General features: G+C 77.0%; 6 protein-coding genes. 5 read left to right on the top strand and 1 reads right to left on the bottom strand.

The window, feature by feature from the left end:
• Nucleotides 1-5 precede the first annotated feature (5 nt).
• A complete protein-coding gene (locus HH311_RS22735; RefSeq protein WP_169185964.1) occupies nt 6-890 on the bottom strand; it encodes an SDR family oxidoreductase in 885 nt (294 codons plus the stop codon).
• An 85-nt stretch (nt 891-975) separates the two neighbouring features.
• On the opposite strand from HH311_RS22735, the gene HH311_RS22730 reads away from it, so the two are divergent.
• From HH311_RS22730 to HH311_RS22715, 5 genes are all read left to right on the top strand, one after another.
• On the top strand, nt 976-1,557 hold the full coding sequence (locus HH311_RS22730) for a TetR/AcrR family transcriptional regulator (protein ID WP_169185963.1): 582 nt from the start codon (nt 976-978) through the stop codon (nt 1,555-1,557).
• An 83-nt stretch (nt 1,558-1,640) separates the two neighbouring features.
• Nucleotides 1,641-2,660, top strand: a complete 1,020-nt coding sequence (locus tag HH311_RS31085) for an isopenicillin N synthase family oxygenase (RefSeq protein WP_211190640.1) — start codon at nt 1,641-1,643, stop codon at nt 2,658-2,660.
• Nucleotides 2,657-3,133: a nucleoside deaminase gene (locus HH311_RS31080; RefSeq protein ID WP_312030335.1), complete on the top strand. Its 477-nt coding sequence runs from the start codon at nt 2,657-2,659 to the stop codon at nt 3,131-3,133. Before HH311_RS31085 ends, HH311_RS31080 begins: the two co-directional genes overlap by 4 nt.
• Before the next feature lie 13 nt (nt 3,134-3,146).
• Entirely contained in the window at nt 3,147-3,980 is an 834-nt protein-coding gene (locus HH311_RS22720; RefSeq protein WP_169185962.1) for an FAD binding domain-containing protein, read from the top strand.
• Nucleotides 3,977-6,667 carry a molybdopterin-dependent oxidoreductase gene (locus tag HH311_RS22715; RefSeq protein WP_169185961.1) on the top strand — a complete coding sequence of 897 codons (2,691 nt, stop codon included), beginning with the start codon at nt 3,977-3,979 and terminating at the stop codon, nt 6,665-6,667. The genes HH311_RS22720 and HH311_RS22715 overlap by 4 nt, the downstream gene beginning before the upstream one ends.
• Nucleotides 6,668-6,701 lie beyond the last annotated feature (34 nt).

Raw genomic sequence — 6,701 nt, 5'->3', positions numbered from 1 at the left:
TGTGCTCACGAGCGCGGCAGCGCACCCAGGTCCTCCAGCAGGGCCGGATGGGTCGGGGTCCACCCGAGGGTCTCCCGGGTGTGGGCGCTCGTCGCCGGCTGGTCCAGGGCGAAGATCCGGCCGAACGGGCCGAAGTCCTCCACCGGCCGGGACGCGACCGGCAGCCCGAGCCGGTCGCCGATCACCGCCGCGATGTCGCGCACCGCGTCGCCCTCGTCGGCCACGGCGTGCCAGGACGTCCCGGCGGGCGCGGACTCCAGGGCCAGCCGGAACAGGACGGCGGCGTCGAGCGCGTGCACGGCCGGCCAGCGCTGGGTCCCGTCGCCCGGGTACGCGGCCACCCCGCTCCGGCGCGCCTGGTCGGTCAGCAGGCCGGCGAACCCGCCCTCGCCGTCGCGGTGCACTGTCCGCGGCATGCGCACGGCCGTGGCACGCACCCCGCGCCCGGCCAGCGCGAGCAGCGCGTTCACCGCCCGGCCCCGACCCCCGACCGGGCCGTCGGTCGGCAGCGGGTCGGACTCGGTGGCGGGGCGCCCCGGGATCCAGGGCGTCCCCGAGACCGCGGCGATCGGGCGGTCGGTCCCCACGAGCTCCTCGCCCAGCGCGGCGAGGGCGGCGGTGTCCTCGGCGATCGACCGCGCGAGCGCCTCGGCGCTCGAGTAGTCGCTGCCGAACGCCAGGTGGACCACCCCGTCGGCCGCCGCGGCGCCGGCCCGCAGGACGTCGAGGTCGGAGACCGCTCCGCGCAGTGCCTCGGCGCCGGCCTTCTCGACGAGCCGCGCCGACTCCTCGGAACGGGCGAGCGCCCGCACGGTGTGGCCGTGGGCGAGCAGTTCGGCCACGACGGCCGAGCCGATCGTGCCGGTACCGCCGGTGACGAAGACGTGCATGTCAGCACTCCCGGAAGCTCGATGAGACTCTGTCTCATCACCGTAGCACCAGGACGAGACCGAGACTCATCACTAGGCTGGGGCCGTGGCGCGCTGGGACCCGAACCCGAGGCTGCGGCTGGTGCGCGCCGCGATCGACCTGTTCGCCGAGCAGGGCTATGACGACACCACCGTCGCCCAGATCGCGGCGCGGGCCGGCCTGTCCAAGGCGACCTTCTTCCGGCACTTCCCCGACAAGCGCGAGGTCCTCTTCGCCGGGCAGGAGGCCCACAGCACCCTGCTCGCCGAGGGCGCCACCGCGGCGCCCCCCGACGCCACTCCGCTCGAGGCCGTCGCCGCGGCGCTCGACCATGCGACGGCGAGCTTCACCGACGAGCAGCGCGGGTTCGGGCCCCGGCTCCGCGCGGTCGTCGCGGCCCACGACGAGCTGCGGGAGCGCGAGGCGTTCAAGCGGGCCGGCCTCGCGGCGGCCCTGGCCGCGGCCCTGCGCGACCGCGGCGTCCCCGACACCACCGCCCGGCTCGCGGCCGACCTCGGCGTCGAGGCCTTCCATCTCGGCTACACCCGCTGGACCGACGTCGACGCCGACGATGACGCGGCCACCTACCCCGCCCTCGCCCGCCGGGCCCTCGACGAGCTGCGTGCGGCGGCCGCCGCACTCCACTGACTCGACGCCCGTCCGCGACCTAGAGTGGGCGCCGGACCGGCACCGTGGCCGACCACCGCCCGATCCGCCACGGAGGCCCGCCGATGTTCACCGTCCCGACCGTCGACCTCGCGCCCTACGTCGACCCCGCCGGTTCCCCCGAGGACCGCGCGCGGACGGCCGCCGCCCTCGACGACGCGTGCCGCGCCGTCGGCTTCGTGCAGGTCGTGGGCCACGGCGTGCCCGACGACGTCGTCGCGGGCCTCGCGTCCGCCGTCGACGACGTCTTCGCGCTGCCGATGGCGACGAAGAAGGCCCTCGTCGTCACCGGCGGCACCAACCGCGGGTACAGCCCGCCGCGCAGCGAGTCGGTGAGCCGGAGCCTCGGCGTCGAGCAGGCCACCCGGATGAACGACTTCTTCGAGGCGTTCAACGTCGGGACCGCGGCCGACGGGCCGGCGACCGGCGGCGACGGCAATCGCTGGCCCGACGTCGCGGGCGTCCGGGAGCGGGTCGAGGCCTGGTTCGCCGAGGCGCAGCGGGTGGCCCGCACGCTGACGACGGCGTTCGCCGACGCCCTCGGGGTGCCCCGGCGGACGTTCGCGGACCTCGCCCGCGACCCCGTCGAGGTGCTGCGGATGAACCACTACGCGCTGGCCGAGCAGGACCTCCCGGAGGGCGCCGACCTCACCGGCATGGGCGAGCACACCGACTACGGCATCGTCACGGTGCTCTGGGCGGACCGCGTCGCCGGGCTGCAGGTCCTGGGTCCCGACGACGCCGAGTGGCACGACGTGCTGCCGGCGCCGGGCGCGCTGCTGGTCAACCTGGGCGACCTCACCGCGCGGCTGACCGGCGACCGGTGGCGCTCGACGCTGCACCGGGTGAAGCCGCCGGTCGAGGACGGGCGGATCCGGCGACGCCGGTCCGCCGCCTTCTTCCACGACGGCGACCTCGACGCCGTCGTCGAGACCCTGCCGCTGCCCGGGGCGTCGCCCTATCCGCCGACCACCGTCCGCGAGCACCTCGCCGCCAAGCTCGCCGGGAGCCGCGGCGGCACGCTCAACGCGGCCGCCGACCGCGAGGCGGCCCGCGTCCAGGTCGCCGCGGGTGGTGCGTCGTGAGCGACGAGACCTGGCTCGCCGCGGCCGTCGCCCTCGCGCAGCAGAACGTCGCCGACGGCGGCGGGCCCTTCGGCGCGGTGATCGTCGCCGACGGGCAGGAGCTCGCCCGCGGCCAGAACCGCGTCACCCGCGACCTCGACCCCACCGCGCACGCCGAGGTCACCGCGATCCGCGAGGCCTGCCGGCGCCGCGGCGACTTCTCCCTGGCCGGCGCGGTGCTCTATGCCAGCTGCGAGCCCTGCCCGCTGTGCGTCTCGGCGTCGCTGTGGTCCCGGCTCGATCGGGTGGTGTTCGCCGCCGACCGCCACGACGCGGCCCGCGGCGGGTTCGATGACCGGGAGTTCTACGAGCTCTTCGCCCGCGACCCCGGCACCTGGCCGATGCGGGTGGAGGCGCTGGGCGGCCGGCTCGAGCTCGACCCGCGCGCCCCCTTCGACGCCTGGCTCGCGAAGACCGACCGCGTCCACTACTGACCGGGAGCCGACGATGGACCAGCTCACCGTCGAGACCCTCGACCGGCCGGCCGGCGACGACGAGGTCCGCGCGCTGCTGCCGGGACTCGGCCCCGACCGCGTCCTGCTCGGCGGCGGCACCTTCCTGTTCTCGGTGCCCCAGCCGCACGTGCGTGGCATGGTCGACCTCACCGCCACCCGATGGCCCCCGCTCACCGTCGCCGACGACGGCCTCACCGTCGCGGCGACCGCGACCCTCGCCGAGCTCGCCGACCTCGACCCCGCCGCGCATCCCCACTGGCCGGCGCTGCCCCTGCTCGCGGCGTGCTGCGAGGCACTCGTCGGGTCCCGCAAGATCTGGCACGTCGCGACCGTCGGCGGGAACATCTGCCTCGCCCTGCCCGCCGGGCCGATGATCGCCCTGGCCGCGGCGCTGGACGGGGTCGCGGTGATCTGGGACCCGGCCGGTCGGGAGCGTCGCGAGCCCGTCGCCGACCTCGTCGTCGGCGCGCAGCGCACGACGCTCGCGCCGGGGGAGCTGCTGCGCTCGGTGCACCTCCCGGCCGCGGCGCTGCGCGGCCGCACCGCGCTGCGCAAGGCCTCGCTCTCCCCGCTCGGGCGCTCCGCGGTGCTCCTGGCCGGCCGCCGGGACGACGACGGCGGGTTCACCCTCGCCGTCACCGCCGCGCTGCCCCGGCCCGCGGTGCTGCGCCGGCCCGGCCTCCCAGACGCCGACGGGCTGGCCGCCGACCTCGACGCGCTCGCCCACACCCACGGCGGCTGGTTCGACGACCCCCACGGCACCCCCGAGTGGCGCCACGCGATGACCCGCCACCTCGCCGAGGAGATCCGGACGGAGCTGCGGTGACCCGCGTCGACGGCACCCCGCTGCCCGACGCGCCGCGGCCCGGCCAGTGCCTGCGGACCTACCTGCGCGACCACGGGCACCACGCGGTCAAGAAGGGCTGCGACGCCGGCGACTGCGGCGCCTGCACCGTCCTGGTCGACGGCGTGCCGGTGCACTCCTGCCTCTACCCGGCGGTCCGCGCCGCGGACGCGGAGGTGACGACGGCGGCCGGGCTGCCCGACGACGTCGGCCGGCGCTTCGCCGACGCCGCCGGCTTCCAGTGCGGCTTCTGCACGCCCGGCATGGTGACGACGGCGAGCGCGTTCGCCGACCGGCTCGCCGACCCCGCCGCCCGCCCCCGCACGCTGCAGGGGAACCTGTGCCGCTGCACCGGCTACCGCGCCGTCGCCGACGCCCTCGACGGACGGGTCACGACGGGTGTCCCCGGCTCCGGGCCGGCGCTCGGCACCCCGGCCGCGGCGCCCGCGTCGGCGCGGATCGTGCGCGGCGCGGAGCCCTACACCCTGGACGGTCCGGTGCCGGACGACCTCGCTCACCTCGTCGTCGTCCGCAGCCCCCACGCCCACGCGCGGATCGTCCGGATCGACACCGCGGCGGCGTCGGCGGTCCCCGGCGTGCTCGCCGTGCTCACCCACGAGAACACCCCCGCGACGCTCTTCTCGACCGCCCGGCACGAGAACCGGCTCGACGACCCCGACGACACCCGCGTCCTCGACGACGTCGTCCGCTTCCACGGCCAGCGGGTCGCGGCCGTCGTCGGGATCGACCTGGCGGCCGCGGAGGCGGGCGCGCGGGCCGTCGTCGTCGAGTACGCGCCGCGGGACCCGGTGCTCGATCCCGAGACCGCGCGGGAGGCCCCGGCGATCCACGGCGACAAGGGGCCGGAGAGCCGCATCCTCGACCCGGCCCGCAACGTCGTCGCCGCGCTCCACGACGGCGTCGGCGACGTGGCGGCGGGGGTCGCGGCCGCGCGCGCCGCGGGCGGGGCGGTGGTGACGGGCACGTGGCACACCGGGCGGGTCGCGCCGACGTCGCTGGAGACCCACGCCAGCCGGGCGTGGGTCGACGGGGCCGGGCGGCTGGTGGTGCGGACCTCGACGCAGGTGCCGTTCCTCGTGCGCGACGAGCTCGCCCGGCTGCTCGACCGGCCACGGGACTCGGTGCGGGTGTTCTCGGCCCGCGTCGGTGGCGGGTTCGGCTCGAAGCAGGAGCTGCTGACCGAGGACCTGACGGCGCTGGCGGCCCTGGCCACGGGGCGGCCGGTGCAGTGGGAGCTGACCCGCACCGAGTCGCTCACCGCGACCCCGACCCGCCACCCCATGCGGGTGTCGGTGACCGCGGCCGCGGGCCCCGACGGCGCGCTGACCGCGCTGGCCATCGACGTGCTCTCCGACGCCGGGGCCTACGGCAACCACTCGCCGGGCGTGATGTTCCACGGCTGCCACGAGTCGATGGCGCTCTACCGGTGCCCGAACAAGCGGGTCGACGCCGAGGCGGTGTACACCACGACGCCCCCGTCGGGCGCGTTCCGCGGCTACGGCCTCGGGCAGGTGCAGTTCGCGATCGAGTCCGCCCTCGACGACCTCGCCCGCGAGCTGGGGATCGACCCGTTCGACCTGCGACGACAGACCGTCGTGCGGCCCGGCGAGGAGTTCGTCGCCTCCCACGACCCCACCGAGCACCCCGACGACCTGCGCTTCGGCTCCGACGGCCTGCCGCAGTGCCTGGACCTCGCGCAGGCCGCGGTGACCCGTGACGGCGACCCGGTGCCGGACGGCCCCTCCTGGCGGGTGGGGCAGGGGATGGCGGTGGCGATGATCGCGACGATCCCGCCGCGCGGGCACCGGTCGCGGGCCTCGGTCACGGTGGAGCCGGACGGTTCGTTCCGGGTGCGGGTCGGGACCGCCGAGTTCGGCAACGGGACCGCGACGGTCCACGCCCAGATCGCGGCGACCACGCTGGCCGCCCCGCTCGACCGCGTCGCCGTGACCGGCGCCGACACCGACGCCGTCGCGCTGGACACCGGCGCGTTCGGGTCCACCGGCACCGTCGTGGCGGGGACGGCCGTGGCGCGGGCGGCCGAGGCGCTGGCCCGCGAGCTGCGGGAGAAGGCCGCGGCCCGGCTGGGGGCGGCCCCGGAGGAGTGCCGGCTGGGGCCGTCCGGGGTGGTGGCGCCGGACGGGTCGACGGTCGGGCTGGTGGAGCTCGCGGGCGCCCGGGGGGAGGGCTCGCACGACGGGTCGCCCCGGTCGGTGGCGTTCAACGTGCACGCGGTGCGCGTGGCCGTCGACACCGCCACCGGCGAGGTCCGGATCCTGCGCTCGGTGCACGCCGCCGACGCCGGGGTCGTGGTCAACCCGCAGCAGTGCCGCGGGCAGGTCGAGGGCGGGGTCGCCCAGGGCATCGGGACGGCGCTGTACGAGGAGGTCCGGCTCGACTCCTCGGGGCGCGTGACCACCCGCGTGCTGCGCGACTACCACCTGCCCCAGTACGCCGACGTCCCGCGCACCGAGGTGTTCTTCGCCGACACCGTCGACGCGCTGGGGCCGTACGGCGCGAAGTCGATGAGCGAGTCGCCCTACAACCCGGTGGCCCCGGCGCTCGCCAACGCGATCCGCGACGCCGTCGGGGTCCGGCCGTACCGGTTGCCCATGACCCGCGACCGGGTGTGGGCGCTGCTGCACTGACCGGCGCCGAGTGGGCCTTGATGGTCGCCGTGGC

The organism is Actinomycetospora sp. TBRC 11914, assembly GCF_012933465.1.
Classification (GTDB): Bacteria; Actinomycetota; Actinomycetes; order Mycobacteriales; family Pseudonocardiaceae; genus Actinomycetospora.
This window is presented reverse-complemented; position numbering and strand designations above follow the sequence as displayed.